The following is a 15619-nucleotide window of genomic DNA, read 5'->3' on the forward strand; positions in this document are numbered from 1 at the left end:
AGGATGGGCCGATGACCGATCCCCGTCCCGAGCTGCCCGACGGGTATCTGACCCGGGGGCATCCGTCGGGTGGTCGGCGGTGGACGATGGGCGCGCTGATCGCCCAGCTGTTCCTGGTCTCGGCCTACGTCGAGATCATCGACTCCGACCTGCCGGTCAGCACCAAGATCTGGTCCGTCGGCACCCTGCTGGCCTTCTCGGCCTTCTACATCCTCGTGCCCGGCCGGTGCCTGTTCGCCTCGTTGCGGATCAAGATCGCGGTGGTCGCCGTCCTGCTGCTGCTGAGCCTGCCGATGTTCGTGGTGCTGGGCTCGTCGGCGACCGCGCTGTGGATCTTCACCGCCGTCGCCGGCGGCCTGCTGTTCGCGGACTGGGCGGCGATGGGCCTGGGTCTGGGCCTGGCCGTCGGGATGCTGCTGATCGATCAGCTCGCCGGTGACCCGCTGGGCTGGGAACTCGCCCTGACCACGGTGGCGATGACCGCGTTCATGGTCGGCTTCGTCGGCAACGTGCGGCTCAACGTCGAACTGCGGCAGACCCGCGAGGAGCTGGCCACGATGGCCGTCGCCGCCGAGCGGGAACGGATCGGCCGGGACCTGCACGACATCCTGGGTCACTCGCTCACGGCCATCGCGATCAAGGCCGGGTTGGCCCGCCGGCTGATCGGCCGGGACGACGACGCGGCCGCCGCGCAGGTCGCCGAGGTCGAGACCTTGGCCCGGGAGGCGCTGGCCGATGTGCGGGCCACCGCCTCCGGCTTTCGTCAGATGTCGCTGGCCGGTCAGCTGGCCGTCGCCGCGAGCGTGCTGCGGGCGGCCGGCGTGACCGCCCAGGTGCCCGGCGCCGTCGACGACGTGGATCCGTCGGTCCGCGAGCTGTTCGGCTACGTCGTCCGGGAGGCGGTGACCAACGTGGTCCGGCACGCCCACGCCACCACCTGCACCATCACCGTCGGTCCCGGCTGGGTGCAGATCGTCAACGACGACCGGGCGGACGCCCCCCGGGAACCCGCGCCGGCCGGCAACGGGCTGACCGGGCTGGACGAACGGGTCCGGGCGGCCGGCGGCACCCTGCTGGCCGGACCCCTGGCCGGCGGCTTCTCGGTCCGGGTCAGCGTGCCGCTGCCCCGCCCGGCGGCCGCCGGGCTGCCCGCCCGGGCGCGGCAGCGATGAGCGAACCCATCCGGGTGCTGGTGGCCGACGACCAGGCCCTGATCCGCGGGGCGTTCGCCAGCCTGATCAACCTGGAACCCGATATGACGGTGGTCGCCCAGGTCGGGCGCGGCGACGAGGTGCTGCCGGCCGCGCTGGCCCACCGACCCGACGTGGCCCTGCTGGACGTGCAGATGCCCGGGATGGACGGGCTGGCCGCCGCGGCCGTGCTGGCCGAGCAGGTGCCGGCCTGCCGGGTGGTCATCCTGACCACCTTCGGCCGCCCGGGGTACCTGCGCCGGGCCATGGAGGCGCACGCGGCCGGGTTCATGGTCAAGGACGCGCCCCCGGAGACCCTGCTGGACGCGATCCGCCGGGTGCATCAAGGGCTGCGGGTGGTCGACCCGGACCTGGCCGCGGAGAGCCTGGCCCTGGGCGAATCCCCTTTGACCGGCCGGGAACGGGACGTGCTGCTGGCCACCGCGGACGGCGGAACGGTCAGCCAGATCGCCGGCCGGCTGTTCCTGTCCGAGGGCACGGTCCGCAACCACCTCTCGTCGGTGATCGGCAAGACCGGCGCGGCGACCCGGGCGGATGCGTTGCGGATCGCCACCGACCGCGGCTGGATCTGAGCCGATCAGTCGGCCCGGGCCCGGGCGCTGGCCCGGTCGTTCGCCTTCTGCAGGGCCTGCACCAGCTCGTCCTTGGTCATCGACGAGCGGCCCTTGACGTCGAGCCGACGGGCCAACTCGTACAGGTGCTCCTTGCTGGCGTTCGCGTCCACCCCGCCGGCGGTCGGGTGCGGGTCGTCCCGTCCGCGTTCGGCGTGGGCGTCGGACGGGCCCCACTCCTGTTTGGGCTCCCAGTGGTCGCCGACCTTCTCGTGGGTGTGCTTGAGCGCGGCGAACGCCGTCTGATTGGCCCGTCGCTCGTCGCCGTCGTACTGCTCCATCGCCGAGTCGTAGGTGTGCGCGTACGTGCGTTGGGCCTTCTCATCCGAGCGTTGCAGGGTGCTGGGCAGCTCGCTGTGCTTGGCCGCCCCGCTCTTCGTGGACTTGGGCATTGCGGTCACCTCCTGACCCGAGAAGTACCCGGCCGCCGGCACCCTCACGCCGCTGTCCGTCTCCGGGCCGGCCGGTCGAGCAGGGCGGTGACCCAGCAGGGCGCCGCCCAGGGGCCCGCACCCTGGACCGCACTGTCGGACCGCCTTCGTAACCTGTGACCCATGGCATACACATTTCAGGTCGCGGTGGACTGTGCGGACCCTCACGGGCTCGCGGACTGGTGGGCCGAGGCGCTGGGCTGGCAGGTCGAACCCAGTGACGAGGCCTTCATCCGCAAGATGGTCGATGCCGGGTACGCCACCGACGCCGACACCACCACCCACCACGGGGTGCTGGTGTGGAGGGAGGGGCAAGCGATCAACCATCCGGAAGGCTCGGCCCCGCGGATGCTGTTCCAGCTGGTCCCGGAGGCCAAGACGGTGAAGAACCGGATGCACCTGGACATCCGGGTCGGCGAGGAGCACATCGAGCAGGAGGTGGCGCGGCTGACCGCGGCCGGGGCCCGCGAGCTTCACCGGGGCCGGCAGGGGCCGCACTGGTGGGTGACCATGGCCGACCCCGAGGGCAACGAGTTCTGCGTCAGTTGAGCCGCCACCTGGGACCCGGGACCACCGGATGAGGCGCCTGCCGACCGCCGCCGTGATCGTGCTCGCCGTCGCCGGCACTGTGGCCATCATGTGGGCGGTGGCCGTGGCGTCCTCGACCACGCTGCTGGAGACCGTCGCCCAGCTCGGACCGGTGGCCACCGCGCTGACCGCGATCGTCGCGCTGATCGTCGGCATCGGCACCATCCGGCAGCGGCAGCAGGCCGATGCCCTGGACGCGCAGGCGCAGCGGCGGGATCAGTGGTGGCAGCGCGCGCAGTGGGCGATCGACCGGCTCTACGAGCCGCCCGAGGACCGTCAGCTGGTGTCCTGGCGGATCCTGGGCACGCTGGCGGAGTCCGAGCTGGCCGGGCCGGAGGAACTGGCGATCCTGCGGGCGGTGGCCGTGCGCCGGTTGCGCCCGGACGATCCGGCGCGCCCGTCCGCGCAGCTGACCGAACCGAGCGGGCCGGTCGCGCCGTCGGCCGTCGATGCGGCCGCGGCCCAGCTGTGGACGGCCGCCGAACGGCGATTGGGCGGCACCGCGCCGGAATGGGTGCGCCGGCTCACGCCGGGACCGTCCCCAACCGGGTAGGTCGGCAACTTAGGCGGCGGCCAGCCGTTCGGCGAACCAGCGGACGATCTCCTCGCCCGCGTGCACGCCGATGTTCGCCGTCACCCGGACACCCGGGGCCTGCCAACCGGTCTCGTACAGCTCGCCGTGGGCCGGGCGGATCGCGTCGTCGGCCATGGTCAGCAGGCCGGCGTCCAGGGCGCCGTCCCCGGCGGCCAGCATCCGGGTGGCGCCCACCCGGCCGCGCACCTCGGCGATCGCCGCTTCCTTGGTCAACCCGACGGGCAGGGCGTAGATCTTGCGGCCCTGCATCGAGACCACCCAGCCGCGGTCGGCGCACCAGGCCGTCCAGTCGGCCAGGAAATGGTGCGGCAGGGCGGCGAGATCCACCACCAGGTAGCAGAACAGGTCGTCGGCGATGCGCCGGTTGAGCACCCACGGCCCGGCGGCGACCACGTCCAGCCGGGCCACGACCGCCGTCAGCGGCACCCCGTCGGCGGCGATCCGGTCCTGCACGCCGGCCCGCCACGACGCGTCGGGCACCCCGTCGACCAGCAGCTGACCACCGTTGCTGACCACCGCGAACCGGGCCGGTGGGCCCGGCAGCTCGACCCGCGCGAACTGGGCCGGGGTGCGGGTGGTGGTCGGCACTAGCACCGCGGCGCGCCCGACGTCGGCGAGCAGCCGGTGCGCGGCCGTCGTCATGAACGACTGCGGCCGCCCGTCCAGCAGCTCGACGCAGATCAGCCCGGGGTCGGCGGCGCCCGGGGCCAGTCCGGCGGCCGCCGCCGAGTAGATCAGCGTGCGGTCCAGGTCGCTGGCCACCAGGGTGGCGCCGGCCGGCCCGGCGCTCATCCCTCCCCCGATTCGCCGTGCACCTGCCGGACCAGTCCGACGCACGAGTAGGCCAGATCGGGCACGACCTCGACCGGCACCCCGCGGTCGGCGGCCAGCAGCCGCAGATGCTGGTGATCGGGGTGGTCGGCCTCGCGGACCAGGATCTTCCACGGCACCCGGCGCAGCAGTACCCGGGTGGCCTCGCCGACGCCGGGCTTGACGAAGTTGACCGAGGCGATGCCGTACTGCTGCCGGATCCGTTCGACCGCGGCCCAGCCGGCGAACGTCACCGCCCGGTCGGCGGCGGCCAACGCCGGCTGCTCGGCCCGGACCTGGTCGACGACGCCGTCGAATCGATCGGCGACCGCGTCCAGGAACACCCCGGACACATCCCGGTCGGCGAACTCGGCGTAGAACCTCGCGCCGTGGAAATCGTCCGGGCCGATCAGGTCCCGGTTCAGCACGGTTCGCGAGACCAGGCCGGACACCGTCGAGTTCAGGCAGGCCGAGGCGATGAGGAAATCGTCCCGGGTGCCGAAGGTGCGCACGCAGTGACCGGGATCGGCCAGCACCGCGAGGTCGTCGGAGAACGCCGGGCCGCCGGCCGCCCGCACTCCGGCCAGCGCCTCGGACAGCTCCCGGGCGATGGCGCCCTTGCCGGTCCAGCCGTCGACGAACACCACTGACGCCGCGTCGTGACGGGTGGCCAGGTAGCGCAGCGCAACCTCGTCGATCCCCCGCGCCCGCACGATCGACACCGCGTAGTGCGGCAGGTCCAGACCGTGGAACCGCTGGGCCCACCGCCGCATCAGAATGCCGATCGGGGTGCCGGCCCGGGCCAGCGACGCCAGCACGACGTCGGGGCCGCGCTCGGCCAGCACCAGCTCGGTGACCGCGCCGACCGCGTGCGCGAGCCGGGCCGCGGTGTCGGCCAGGATGCGGTCGAACAACGCCTGGTAGGCCGGGTCGGGCTGGTACTCCACCGGCAGCGACTCGGCGTAGTGGGCCCGCCCGGCCTGGATCGCCGACTCCCGCAGGGCCGCGTCGGCCTCCAGGTCGGCCGCCGACAGGTCGGTGAGCAGCCACGCGACCTCGTCCGGCCGGTAGCTGCCGAAGGCGGGGCCGGTCAGGGGGGCCGGCAGCTGGACCGGCAGTGGGACGGGCAGTGGGACCGGCCCGGTCGGGGCGGTCGTCATCGGGCCACGGCCAATCGAGCCAGCACGACCGGGGCGCCGGTCGCCGCGGCCACCGCCTGGGCGACCCCGTCCGGGCCGTCGACGGCGTGCCCGTCGTCGACCACGACCACCAGGTCGGCCTCCTCCGGACCCACGGAGTCGATCGGGTCCGGCCAGCGCACGTTGTACACGTGCCGGACGGCCAGTTCGTCGGTCGCCGGATGCACCCGCGCCCGGAAATCGATCCGCCGCCGGATCGGGTAACCGGGCTCGTCGATCGCGTGCACCGGGGACCGGGTGGTCGACTGGAACGCGGTGGCCCGCCCGGGCCCGCGCAGCGCGAGGGCCAGCCGCAGCGGCAGGTACATCAGCTCCTCGGTGCCGACCACCAGCACCCGGCGGGCATCCCCGCAGGCGACCGCGAGCGGGCCGGCCGCAGCCAGGATCGCCGCGTCGAACGCGGGCCGGTCGGCGTCGGCGAACCCGTGCCGGCCACCCTGCGGCACCTCCGACGGCCAGGGCAATTGCACCGTGCGCACGTCGCCCGACCCGGCCGGAGCCGCCGGGTCGAGGCCGGCGAGGTCGGCCGCGACCCGATCGACGGTGCCGTCGGGCACCCCAACGGCCCCGCCGACCAACGCGACGACGTCGATCCGGCAGCCGAGCCGGGCGGCCACCGACCGGCGCACCGCGTCGGATTCGGGACTCCGGGCGTCCACCAGACCGGCCAGCACATAACGGTCGCGCGGGTGCGTGGCGTGCAGCGACTCGATGACGTTGAGCGCGGTTCGCCCGGTGGACAGCTCGTCGTCGACCAGCACCACCGGGCCGGCGCCGGCCAGCGACACCGCCGGCCCCGGCCGCAGCAGGTGGTCGGTCGCGTGCGAGTGCGACTCGACGAAGTCGGCGGCCACCGGCACCGGACCGTCCGGCCGGCGGGTCGAATGCAGGTAACCCGAGCCGAGCTGGTCGGCGACCAGGTGCCCCAGGCTGGTCGCGGTCTCGGCGAAGCCCACCGTGAGCACGTCCGGCGCCGGGGCCCGGCGTTCGGCGGCCACCAGGGCCATCAACCGGTCGGGGTCGCCGCCACGCACACTCGCCCGTGCGGCGTCGCGCCAGTCGGCCGGCACCGGCGACCCGTCGTCGGCCAGGGCGCGGGCGACCAGCGCCCCCAGCAGCCGGCCGGCCCCGTCGACCACCCGTGGATCCACCGGCAGGTGCTTGCCCAGCACGGTCGAGACCAGCAGCTGGGCCCGCTTGGGGTTGCGACGCAGGGCGATCCGGGTCAGATCGACCATGGCCAGGCCGACCGGCGAGCACCGATCGGCGACCTCGATGCCGTAGCGCCGCCCCACCCAGGAACCGTCGGCGACCGCGGTCACGCGGCTTCCTGCAACGCGGTGAGGATGTCGATGTGCGAGATCCCGGCGGCCGCGGATCCGAAGACCTGCGCCCGCTGCAGGGTCCGTTCGGCCCAGATCCGGTGCGGTCGCATCTCGTTCATCTTGTTGCGGTACTCGGAGGCCCGCACCCCGCCGGCCACCGACTCGGGCTCGACGATGTCCAGCGCATCCTGGTACTCCTCGTGCGGCACCACGGCCAGCGCGTGCACGGGCGGGATGTGCGAGGGATGGATGACCGACTTGCCGGTCAGCCCGTTGGCCCGGTCCAGGATCGCCTCCCGCATCAACCCGTCCAGGTCGCGGCTCATCAGCGTGCGCCGCAGCTCGTCGGCGTGCCGCTCGGCGAACGGGGTCTGCCGCAGTTGCGGCCGCAGGATCCGCTCGTGGTTGGCGAAGTACTCCCAGACCGGACCGGTGATGGCGAAGCCGGTGCCGTCGGTGCGGCCCAGGTGGTTGACCACCTGGGTGATCAGGTCGGCGGCCACCCCGACGTCGTAGATGGACAGGTCGCGGTCCCGGCGGATGCCGAACAGCCCGCACAGGTCGGTGGCGCCGATGCGGACGGCCAGCACCCGCGGCCGGTAGCGGTCCAGCAGCTCCCGGATGCCGATCAGCTCGGCCTCCCGGGCCTCCCGGTAGAGCACCTCCGGGGTCTCCAGGACCGGCATCGCGTAGACCGGGTGGACCGAGCGGGCTTCCATCTCGGCGACGGCCTGCAGGTATTCCTCGCCGGTCTTGGCCCCGAACTTGGGCAGCACGAACCCGCTGACGATCTGCTGGCCCGGGCCCAGGGCCAGGGTCAGCTCCCGGATCTGCGCCGCCGTGCGCACCCGGACGAAGATCAGGCTGTCCGGCGGGTCCTGGTCGAGCTGGCCCAGCACCGCCGAGGTCGACGCGACCGCCGAATCCACCGAGTGGTCGGTGATGGCGTCCTCCAGGTCGATCACCATCGACCTGGCGCCGGCCGCCGCCCGCCGGCGCACCGTGGTGGCCAGGTCGGATCGGGTCGCCGGCACGTACAGGGTCGCCCCCAGCGCGTGGGCCAGCACCGACCGGTCGCTGTCCCGGTCGAAGGACTCCGGCTGGGCGTGGAACAGATCGCGACGCACGTCCTCGGCCAGGTGGTCGAAGTGCCGCATCGTTCTCCTTCTGGGCGGCCCGACCGGTCTGGCGAACGGTCGGGAACTCTGACTGGAATCGGGGAGTTCGGTCATCGGATGACCACGGTCTGGGCCGTGGCGATCGATAGGGTTCCCGGAGAGCTTGCGGCCGACACCCCCAACTTCGATCGACCAGCGCAGGTTACTGGCCCGGACGTGGTGATCGGTGAACACAGGACGAACAGACGATCGGGCACCGCAGCTCGGTCGACCATCGAAGGGGAGAAAACATGGGTGTGAGCCTGACCAAGGGCGGCAACGTCTCGCTGACGAAGGCCGCTCCCGGCCTGAAGGCAGTGGCCGTCGGCCTGGGCTGGGACGTCCGATCCACCACCGGTGACGATTTCGACCTGGACGCGAGCGCGTTGGGCCTGGATCCGAACCACCGGGTGGTCTCCGACGAGTACTTCATCTTCTTCAACAACAAGACCTCGCCCGACGGGTCGATCGTGCATCAGGGCGATAACCTGACCGGTGAGGGCGAGGGCGACGACGAGGTCATCAACGTGGACCTGTCGACCGTGCCGGCCACCGTGGATTCCATCGTCTTCCCGGTCTCGATCTACGACGCGGATACCCGCGGGCAGTCCTTCGGCCAGGTCCGCAACGCCTTCATCCGGGTCGTGGACCAGTCCAACGGCAGCGAACTGGCCCGCTACGACCTGTCCGAGGACGCGTCGACCGAGACCGCCATGGTGTTCGGTGAGCTGTATCGCAACGGCGCGGAGTGGAAGTTCCGCGCAATCGGTCAGGGCTACGCTTCGGGGCTGGCGGGGATTGCCCGCGACTTCGGAGTGAACATCTGATCAGTGCCCTGACGCGGAGGAACGGGCGGTGGTCGGTCACTTCTCCGAAGTGACCTGACCACCGCGCCCACCGCGCCCCTTGTTACGGGAAAGGCCTCCGTGCACGTCAAGATCTTCATGTGGTCGTACATCGTCACCGCCGTGTCACTGGTGGTGGCCTTCGTCTACGGCAGCTGGTCCGCCGTCGTCCTCTGCGCCATTCTGGGCGTTCTCGAGGTGTCGCTCTCGTTCGACAATGCCGTCATCAACGCCACCATCCTGGAACGGATGAGTGAGTTCTGGCAGAAGATGTTCCTCACCGTCGGCATCGTCATCGCGGTGTTCGGCATGCGGCTGCTGCTGCCCCTGCTGATCGTCTATTTCGCCGCCGGCCTGCCGCCGGTGGAGGCGTTCCAGCTGGCCATGAACCCGCCCGCGGACGGCGCCGCCTACTTCCCCGACGGATCCCCCAGCTACGAGACGTTGCTGACCGACGCGCACCCGATCATCGCCGCGTTCGGTGGCATGTTCCTGCTGATGCTGTTCCTGAACTGGCTGTTCGAGGAGAAGGAACACACCTGGTTGACCTGGCTGGAGCGGCCGCTGGCCAAGGCCGGCCGGCTGGACTCGATGGCCATCCTGGTCGCCTGCTTGCTGCTGCTGGTGGTGTCCGAGACCCTGGCCGAGGATGCCGAAACGGTGCTGTTCGCCGGGCTGCTGGGGTTGGTCGTCTACCTCGCGGTCAACGGCCTGGGCACGTTCTTCGAGAACGCCGAACACATCGGCGAGGACGACGGCGAGGCCCGCGAGACCAACGTCGACCACGAACCGTCGGTGGCCGGGCGCAACACCAAGCTGGTCAAGGCGGCCGGCAAGGCCGGGTTCTTCCTGTTCCTGTACCTGGAGGTGCTGGACGCCTCGTTCTCCTTCGACGGCGTCATCGGCGCGTTCGCCATCACCTCCGACCCGATCCTGATCGCGCTGGGCCTCGGCCTGATCGGCGCGATGTTCGTCCGGTCGCTGACCGTCTACCTGGTCCGCAAGGGCACGCTGTCCGAGTACGTGTACCTCGAGCACGGCGCGCACTGGGCGATCGGCGCGCTGGCGGTCATCCTGATGATCTCCATCGGGGTGCACATCAGCGAGTTCATCACCGGCCTGCTGGGCGTGGCGTTCATCGGCGCGGCCTTCATCAGCAGCATCCAACGCAACAAGCGACTTCGCGCCAAGGGCGAGGAAGTCGGCACCGTCCACGCCTGACCGTCGGTCGGGCAGCCACGAACCGGAAGGGACGTCGCGGTCCACCATGGCCATCGACTACACCAAACGACCGCAGCAGCCGCCCGCCGCTCCCCCGGCCCCCGCCGGGGGCGGCCGGGTCACCCTGACCAAGGGTGCGCCCAAGGTGTCGCTGACCAAGTCCGGCGCGGTCGGCGGCACCGCGCGGGTCAACCTGAACTGGTCGACCGGGGCCCCGCCGCCCCCGCCGGCGAGCGGCGGCTTCTTCTCCAAGCTCAAGAACGCGGCCGCCGGCGCGACGTCCGGCGGGATCGACCTGGACCTGGGCTGCCTGTACGAGCTGGGCGACGGCCGCAAGGGCGTCATCCAGGCGATGGGCAACGCCTTCGGCGCGCTCGACCGGCCGCCGTACATCCTGCTCGACGGGGACGACCGGACCGGCAGCGTGGCCGGCGGCGAGAACATGTCGATCAACCTCGGCGCGCCGGGCCGGTTCCGCCGGGTGTTGATCTTCGCGATGATCTACGAGGGCGCGCCGAACTGGGCCGCCGTCGACGGGGTGGTCACCCTGACCTCGGCCAACGGCCAGTCCTTCGAGGTGCGGCTGGACGAGTCGGACACCGGTTCGCGCATGTGCGCCGTCGCGCAACTGGTGGAATCCGGCGGCGACCTGGTGTTCCAGCGCGAGGTCAAGTACATCCAGGGCGGGCAGATGGCCCTGGACCGGGCCTACGGGTGGGGCATGAACTGGCAGGCCGGGCGCAAGTAGCGCGCCCGGCCCGCGCGTCCCGATCGACTACAGATCGAACTCGGCGGCGGGGATGCCGACGGCGTTGCACGCATCGCGCACGGCCCCCCGCTCCCGGGTGTCGAAGTTGCCGTCGGCGCCGCCGATGATGATGCCCAGCTGGATAACCGCGCGGGCCTGATCCGGCTTGTTGCGCAGCTTGCCGATGGTGGCGATCGCCTCGATCTTGCCGAACTCGAAGTCACCGGCCAGCTTGCTGCAGTACCAGTCGAACTTCTGCTGCAGCTCGTCCGGCGGGAACACCGCCAGCACCGAGTTGGTGCGGATGAAACCGGCCGTCTTGGCCTGCTCGGCCGGGTCGATCGACCCGTCCGCCGCCGCGATCAACGCGCACATCGCCATGCTGCCGTTGGCGAATTCCTTGTTCTTGAACTGACCGGCCTTGGTGGTCAGCTGGGTGTTCATCTCCTTGGTCTTGGACTTGAGCGAATCCCAGAACGCCATGTGGCTCTCCCTGATAGCGATACGACAGGGGCCGACCATCCGGACGGCCCACAGGGGTAACGAGCCGGTGCGCCAACGGGTTCCGCCCGGCCCGCGGTCCGACCGGGCTCGGCCTCACACCCGGGGTTTTTCGGGGCCGTTTCGGCACCTCGATCAGGTGGGGGGCGCCGGTTCCCCCGCCGACTCGGGCAGCGGCGGGGCCGGCGGCGCCCACGGCCGCACCCGCTCGACCACGTCGGCGTAGAAGCCGTCCACCGCCTCGTTGACCGAGGTCACGAAGCTGCCCCGGGCGCCGGAGCGCTTGCTGCCCATCGGCTGGCTCCGGGACACCACGAAACTGGACGGCTCCCAGTCCTTGCCGGGCAGCAGCAGCTGCGGACGGCTGCGCACGTCGACCAGCCGTTCGCAGGTCGTCTCGGCCCGGGGCGCGAAGCGGGCCTCGACCAGCAGATCGTCCGGGGCGTCCTTGAGCTGCCGGGTCAGCCAGGTGACCCGCCGGCTGAGCGAATTCTCCTGCGGCGCCCCGATCTCGATGCTCACCGTCACCCGGCTGGTCCGCAGGTCGGCCGACACCGTGATCGGTCCGGCCGCGTCCGGCACCCGCAGCGTGGAGGCGAGTACGCCGTGGTCGGCCAGCCGGTGCGTGCCTTCGTCCAGGCGTAGCCCGGGGTCGGTCTGCCAGCGCCGCGGCACGACCTGCTTGACCGGGACCCCCAACCGGGCGGTCAACCCCAGGCACAGTTGGCGGGCCAGCTTCTGCCAGGCGTTGACGATTGGGATCGCCTTCTGATCCCCGGGCCGCAGGGTGCCGTCCGCGATCGATTCCCGCACCGACACCCAGGACGGCCCCATGTCGGTGAACGGCATGGCGCCGGACCGGGGATGTTCCAGGTAGCGGCTCAGCTCGGACAGGATCCACAACGACACCGGGTCGGTGAACCGGTGGTGCGCCAGCAGCATGCGGATCTCGTGCATCACCTCGGACCACGAGATGTGGAACAGGGACACCGCATTGGTCGCGTGGGCGGGCAGGTCGACCGGATGCACGTCGGGGTCGGTGCTGACCTGGTTGGAGATCGTGATCACCGCGTCGTACTTGCGACGTTTGGCCAGCCGCAGGTACTTCTCGACCTGCTCGCGGCCGAGCAGGCCGTCGCCGGTCTTGACCTCGACCAACGCCGTCCACACCTTCTGTCCGCGGGCAATGCGGATGACCCCGTCGGGGATCACCCGCAATTCCCCCAGCGAGAAGCCGACCTCCAGGAAGGTCTCCAGCGCGCCGGCCGGGGCTCCGGCCCGGGCGGTCAGCGACCGGCCGAGCGGGCGCACCGCGGCCATGGTCCACAGCAGGGCCGACGTGGCCCGCTTCTCCTGCTCGTCGGCACCGCCGATGCCCGAGATGGAGAACAGGCGGGCCGTCTGCCAGGTGCCGTCCTCGGCCAGCTTGATCGGCGGGAGGGTGACCGGCTTGTCCGCGGCGATGCGGACCTTGCGCGGCTGGGGCGGGGTGGGCGTGCTCGGGGCGCTCGGTCCGGTCGACCCGGTCGGGTCGACGGGCTCGGGCTTCTCGGGGTGATCGACCGGCTCAGCCGTCTCGACGGGCCCGGCCGGCTCGGTCGTGGTGGCGGTCGCGATCGCCGCGTCGTCGCCGAGCACCCCACCCGGCTCGACGACCTCGGCGACGGCTTCGGCTTCGGCTTCGCGGTCGGCTTCGAGGTCGGCTTCGAGTTCGGCTTCGAGTTCGGACTCACCGGCGCCGTCGAGCTCGCCCGGCTCGTCCGAACCGTCCACGGTCACGCCGTAGTCGGTGGCCAGTCCGGCCAGCCCACCGGCCCAGCCCTGGCCGACGGCCCGCAGCCGCCAGTGCCCGTCCCGCCGGTACACCTCGCCGAGCACCAGGGCCCGCTCGCTGGTGAGGCCGCTCACCGGGAACCGGGCGACCGGCTCGGCCCGCTCGCCGGCCACCCACCATTCCAGGTGGTCCACCTCGCCGAAGGCCGCGCCGTCGGTGCTGGCGGCCACGGTCAGCGAGTGCACGTCGGCGTCGACGGCAGTCAGGTCGACCAGGACGTCGTCGGAGCCGCCGGCATCCGCGGTCACCTTGCCGGCGTGCACCACCGACCCGTCGGCGGTGGCCGTGTGGTTGTAGAAGATCATGTCCGCGTCGGTCCGGACCCGCCGATCGGGGCCGAGAATGAGCGCCACCAGATCGACATCGACCGGGTTCGACCCGCAGCCCCACCGCACACTCAGGCGCAGGCTCGAGAGGTCGGAATCGAGCGGAACATTCTGACCCTTGACCAGTACCGTTTCATCCCCCATCGGGTCACGATAAGGGGGCCCGCCCGGTTTGTCCTGGGCTGGCGCCGCGCCGAGTGTGCAGAAACGGCCCTCAAACCCGGGGTTTGGGGGCCGATTCTGCACACTCGGCGCGGTTGTTGCTGGGGAAAGCCGCCGTCAGAAGGTCTGCGCGGCCAGCGGGACGAGCTGGTCGGCGGTCCGGGCATTCCCCGGGTTGCCGATCGCGGTGAACGTCCAGCCGGCGCCCTGACGGGAGAGCCGGGCCATGATCACCGCGGTGTGCGTCCCCGAGCCGGTGAGCTGGTAGCGCACGAGTTCCTTGTCTCGGTCGGCCGAGTCGACGACCCGGGCGAACGCGTTCTCGATCTGGGAGAAGTTCTGCCCGCTGTAGGAGCTCACGACGAACACGATGTGCGCCACCTGCGGCGAGACCCGCGGCAGGTCAACCATGATCGATTCGTCGTCGCCGTCGCCGGCCCCGGTCAGGTTGTCGCCGGTGTGGATGAGCGAGTTGTCGGCCGAGCGCAGGTTCCCGTAGTAGACGACATCCAGGACTCGCTTGTCGGCGGCGAACAGCAACGCCGAGGCGTCCAGGTCGACCGAGACCTCCTTGGTGCCGCCGAACAGACCCTTCTTCTTGATCGCGTCCCAGCCCAGCCCCATCCGGACCTGGGAGAGTTCTCCGCCGCCCTGCTTGACCAGGCTGACCGTCTGACCTTTGGTCAGGTTGACACCCACGTTGCTGCCTTTCCCGTTCGTCGTCTTGCGGATGAAACGTGAATCGACGCCTGGGAGATCGACTCCCTGGAGATTGGCCTAAAGATTGACGCCGTAGTCCTTCGCGATCCCGGCCAACCCGCTGGAATAGCCCTGACCGATCGCCCGGAATTTCCATTCGGCGCCGTGCCGGTACAGCTCGCCGAACACCATGGCGGTTTCCACCGACGCGTCCTCGGACAGGTCGAACCGGGCCAATTCGCTGTTGTCGGCGGAATTGACCACCCGTATGTAGGCGTTGCGGACCTGACCGAAGGTGGTGCCGGTGGTCTCGGCGTCGTAGATCGACGCGACGAAGACGACCTTGTCCAGCGCGGCCGGGGTGGCGGTCAGGTCGATGGCCACCACCTCGTCGTCGCCGGCGCCCTCACCGGTGCGGTTGTCGCCCAGGTGCTCGATCGCCCCCTCGGGCGAGCGCGCCTGGTTGAAAAAGATGAAGTAGTCGTTGGACAGGACGGTCCCGTTCTCCCCGCAGCCCAGCGCGCTGGCGTCCAGGTCGAACTTGTCGCCCGTGGTGGTCCGGGCATCCCACCCCAGGCCCACCATGATCTTGGACAGTCCGGGTGCCGCCTTGGTCAGCGACAGGTTGCCACCCTTGACCAGACTGATGCCCATGCTTCGCAACTCCTTCGAGGCAATTGACGCCGGCCCGACCGGCGCACATCCGACGACCCTACTGGGCCGCCGCCGGCCGGGGGTGGATCGTCAGCCGACGTTGACCCCGAAATCCTTGGCGATCCCGGCCAGGCCGCTTGCGTAGCCCTGCCCGATCGCCCGGAACTTCCATTCGCCGCTGTGCCGGTAGACCTCGCCGAACACCATCGCGGTTTCCACCGACGCGTCCTCGGTCAGGTCGTAACGGGCCAGCTCGACGTCGTTGGCCAGGTTGACCACCCGGATGTAGGCGTTGCGGACCTGTCCGAACGACTGCCGCCGGGCCTCGGCGTCGTAGATCGACACCGTGATCACGATCGACACGGCCTGCGGCGGAACGGATTTCAGGTCGATGTTGATGACTTCGTCGTCACCGTCGCCTTCACCGGTCAGGTTGTCGCCCTGGTGCTCGATGGATCCGTCCGGCGACTTGAGATTGTTGAAGAAGACGAACCACTCGTCGGACAGGATCTTGTGGTTCTCGCCCAGCGCCAGCGCGCTGGCGTCCAGATCGAAATCGTCACCGGCGGTCGACCGCACGTCCCAGCCCAGCCCGACCGCAATGGCGGCCAGATTGGGCGCCGCCTTGGTCAGGCTGACATTTCCGCCCTTGCTCAAACTCACGCCCATGGTCGACGTCGCTCCTCGCTGAATTCGGCCGCA

The 15619-nt window shown here is 71.0% G+C and carries 17 protein-coding genes; 7 read left to right on the top strand and 10 right to left on the bottom strand.

Annotated features, from left to right (window positions below; genetic code table 11):
- Positions 1–11 precede the first annotated feature (11 nt).
- Positions 12–1172 carry a sensor histidine kinase gene (locus NAMU_RS14830; protein ID WP_015748215.1) on the top strand — a complete coding sequence of 387 codons (1161 nt, stop codon included), beginning with the start codon at positions 12–14 and terminating at the stop codon, positions 1170–1172.
- Positions 1169–1783 (top strand): response regulator transcription factor, encoded by a 615-nt coding sequence (locus NAMU_RS14835; protein WP_015748216.1) that lies wholly within the window; start codon positions 1169–1171, stop codon positions 1781–1783. Before NAMU_RS14830 ends, NAMU_RS14835 begins: the two co-directional genes overlap by 4 nt.
- 5 nt (positions 1784–1788) lie before the next feature.
- Here the strand turns inward: NAMU_RS14835 and NAMU_RS14840 are convergent, their stop codons facing one another.
- The gene (locus tag NAMU_RS14840) at positions 1789–2214 is read right to left on the bottom strand and encodes a ChaB family protein (RefSeq protein ID WP_015748217.1); all 426 of its coding nucleotides are present in this window, start codon (positions 2212–2214) and stop codon (positions 1789–1791) included.
- A 162-nt stretch (positions 2215–2376) separates the two neighbouring features.
- Between NAMU_RS14840 and NAMU_RS14845 the strand changes: the two genes are divergently transcribed.
- Both NAMU_RS14845 and NAMU_RS27485 read left to right on the top strand, forming a co-directional pair.
- A complete protein-coding gene (locus NAMU_RS14845) occupies positions 2377–2802 on the top strand; it encodes a VOC family protein (RefSeq protein ID WP_015748218.1) in 426 nt (141 codons plus the stop codon).
- A 28-nt stretch (positions 2803–2830) separates the two neighbouring features.
- On the top strand, positions 2831–3394 hold the full coding sequence (locus NAMU_RS27485) for a hypothetical protein (protein WP_015748219.1): 564 nt from the start codon (positions 2831–2833) through the stop codon (positions 3392–3394).
- Positions 3395–3403: 9 nt separating this feature from the next.
- Here the strand turns inward: NAMU_RS27485 and NAMU_RS14855 are convergent, their stop codons facing one another.
- From NAMU_RS14855 to NAMU_RS14870, 4 genes are read right to left on the bottom strand one after another with little or no spacing between them, the layout of a single operon-like run.
- Positions 3404–4228 (bottom strand): HAD family hydrolase, encoded by an 825-nt coding sequence (locus NAMU_RS14855; protein WP_015748220.1) that lies wholly within the window; start codon positions 4226–4228, stop codon positions 3404–3406.
- The gene (locus tag NAMU_RS14860; RefSeq protein ID WP_041370709.1) at positions 4225–5352 is read right to left on the bottom strand and encodes a cysteine protease StiP family protein; all 1128 of its coding nucleotides are present in this window, start codon (positions 5350–5352) and stop codon (positions 4225–4227) included. Before NAMU_RS14860 ends, NAMU_RS14855 begins: the two co-directional genes overlap by 4 nt.
- A gap of 50 nt (positions 5353–5402) precedes the next feature.
- Positions 5403–6767, bottom strand: a complete 1365-nt coding sequence (locus NAMU_RS14865) for a phosphoribosyltransferase domain-containing protein (RefSeq protein WP_015748222.1) — start codon at positions 6765–6767, stop codon at positions 5403–5405.
- Positions 6764–7927 (bottom strand): HpcH/HpaI aldolase/citrate lyase family protein, encoded by a 1164-nt coding sequence (locus NAMU_RS14870; protein ID WP_015748223.1) that lies wholly within the window; start codon positions 7925–7927, stop codon positions 6764–6766. Before NAMU_RS14870 ends, NAMU_RS14865 begins: the two co-directional genes overlap by 4 nt.
- 251 nt (positions 7928–8178) lie before the next feature.
- On the opposite strand from NAMU_RS14870, the gene NAMU_RS14875 reads away from it, so the two are divergent.
- From NAMU_RS14875 to NAMU_RS14885, 3 genes are all read left to right on the top strand, one after another.
- Entirely contained in the window at positions 8179–8754 is a 576-nt protein-coding gene (locus NAMU_RS14875) for a TerD family protein (RefSeq protein WP_015748224.1), read from the top strand.
- A 99-nt stretch (positions 8755–8853) separates the two neighbouring features.
- Positions 8854–9993, top strand: a complete 1140-nt coding sequence (locus tag NAMU_RS14880) for a DUF475 domain-containing protein (RefSeq protein ID WP_015748225.1) — start codon at positions 8854–8856, stop codon at positions 9991–9993.
- Between the two features lie 46 nt (positions 9994–10039).
- Entirely contained in the window at positions 10040–10741 is a 702-nt protein-coding gene (locus NAMU_RS14885) for a TerD family protein (RefSeq protein WP_015748226.1), read from the top strand.
- A 27-nt stretch (positions 10742–10768) separates the two neighbouring features.
- On the opposite strand, the gene NAMU_RS14890 is transcribed toward NAMU_RS14885, so the two are convergent.
- The 5 genes from NAMU_RS14890 to NAMU_RS14910 form a co-directional block, all read right to left on the bottom strand.
- A complete protein-coding gene (locus NAMU_RS14890; protein ID WP_015748227.1) occupies positions 10769–11224 on the bottom strand; it encodes a tellurite resistance TerB family protein in 456 nt (151 codons plus the stop codon).
- A 153-nt stretch (positions 11225–11377) separates the two neighbouring features.
- Positions 11378–13546 (bottom strand): TerD family protein, encoded by a 2169-nt coding sequence (locus NAMU_RS14895; RefSeq protein ID WP_015748228.1) that lies wholly within the window; start codon positions 13544–13546, stop codon positions 11378–11380.
- A 135-nt stretch (positions 13547–13681) separates the two neighbouring features.
- On the bottom strand, positions 13682–14263 hold the full coding sequence (locus NAMU_RS14900) for a TerD family protein (protein ID WP_015748229.1): 582 nt from the start codon (positions 14261–14263) through the stop codon (positions 13682–13684).
- Between the two features lie 78 nt (positions 14264–14341).
- Complete coding sequence (locus NAMU_RS14905) at positions 14342–14917, bottom strand: TerD family protein (protein ID WP_015748230.1); 576 nt, start codon at positions 14915–14917, stop codon at positions 14342–14344.
- Between the two features lie 90 nt (positions 14918–15007).
- Positions 15008–15586, bottom strand: coding sequence for a TerD family protein (locus NAMU_RS14910; protein ID WP_015748231.1), 579 nt, complete (start codon positions 15584–15586; stop codon positions 15008–15010).
- Positions 15587–15619: the final 33 nt, after the last annotated feature.

It is taken from the genome of Nakamurella multipartita DSM 44233 (genome assembly GCF_000024365.1).
GTDB classification, from domain to species: domain Bacteria; phylum Actinomycetota; class Actinomycetes; order Mycobacteriales; family Nakamurellaceae; genus Nakamurella; species Nakamurella multipartita.